Source organism: Nocardioides hungaricus, assembly GCF_054782915.1.
Map to the genome: position 1 here is coordinate 1 of NZ_BAAGRO010000075.1, position 1,434 is coordinate 1,434.

The 1,434-nt window shown below is 70.3% G+C and carries 1 protein-coding gene and 1 pseudogene; both read right to left on the bottom strand.

What is annotated here, in order from left to right; translation table 11 throughout:
• Positions 1-1,002: IS3 family transposase (locus tag ACYVKX_RS23250; RefSeq protein WP_460836093.1), on the bottom strand; the 1,002-nt coding region annotated here is incomplete at its 3' end.
• Positions 999-1,434, bottom strand: a pseudogene (locus ACYVKX_RS23255) (hypothetical protein); the annotation flags it as partial. The pseudogene ACYVKX_RS23255 and the gene ACYVKX_RS23250, both read right to left, overlap by 4 nt.

The following is a 1,434-nucleotide window of genomic DNA, read 5'->3' on the forward strand; positions in this document are numbered from 1 at the left end:
CTGGTTGATCCAGGCTGCGGTGGGCAGTTTGGGTGCTTGTGGTGCGCGGCGGGTGAAGCGCTCGGGGTTGGCTGCGTAGGCGGCGTCGAGGGTGGCCTGGCGGTGCGCTCGGATCTCGCCGGCGGTGCCGTAGTGGACCGAGGCAGGGGTGTGCAGGCCGATCCCGCCGTGGCGGTGCTCGTGGTTGTAGTAGGCGAAGAACTCCTCGCAGAACGCGCGGGCGTCCTGGATCGACCCGAAGTTGGTGGGGAAGACCGGGGCGTACTTCAGGGTCTTGAACGCTGCCTCGCTGTAGGGGTTGTCGTTCGAGACGTGCGGGCGGGAGTGGGACCTGGTCACCCCGAGGTCCAGCAGGAGCTGGGCGACGGGCTTTGAGGTCATCGAGGTGCCCCGGTCGGCGTGGATGGCTTGGGGGATCTCGTGCCTGCCCATCGCCTCGGCCAGCATGTTCTTGGCGATCTCGGAGTCCTCACACGCCGCGACCGTCCACCCGACGATGTAGCGGGAGAAGATGTCGATAACGACGTAGAGGTCGTAGTAGACCCCGCGGGTCGCGCTCCGCAGCTTCGTAATGTCCCAGGACCAGACCTGCCCGGCCCGGGTCGCCAGCAGCTCGGGCTTCTTCCGTGGCGGGTGCGTGGCCTGGCGACGTCGTTCTCCGGCCATGCCGTGCTCGCGCAGAATCCTGTGCATGGTGGAGATCGAGCACAGGTAGGTGCCCTCATCGAGCAGGATCGCCCAGGTCTGCGCCACGGCCTTGTCGGCGAACCGGGGCTCGGTCAACACCGCGAGCACCCGGTCCCGCTCAGCGGTCGACAACGCGTTCGGCGGACTCGACCGCGGCGCCCGCTCCGGTGCCGGCTCGGGACCGTAGGGCAGACCGGCACGCCGCTGCGCCTCGCGCACCATGCGGTAGTGGCTGGCACGGGGCCGGCCCAGCAGGGCACAGGCTGCGACGATGCTGGTCAGCGCGGCGAGCTCGGCCACCGCGGGGGCGATCACCGCTTCGACCGCGGCGGCATGCCCGTGCTCTCGGAGAGCGTCTCCAAGAGCGCGTGCGCTTTTCCCACCAGGTCCAGCGCCGCCTGCGTCCGGGCGAGGTCGGACTCGGCCTTCTCCGCACGAGCCCGTAGTTGCTCGATCTCCCGGTCGCGCCGGTCTCGCCCGCTGCTGGTCCTCGGGCCCAGCGCGGCGGTCGCGCCGGCCTCGGCGGCCTTGCGCCACTCCGCGATGTGGGAGGAGTACAGGCCCTCGCGACGCAGGATCACCCCCCGCTGCTCGCGGTCGGCGTCGTCGTACTCGGCCAAGATCGCGGCCTTGTAGTCCGCGGTGAACCGGCGGCGCTTCGGCCGGTCGGCCCGAGGACCCACGGGCTCGTCAGTGCTGCTCATGCCGACCATCGTGTCGGCCGTCGTCATCGTCATCGTGCAGGAC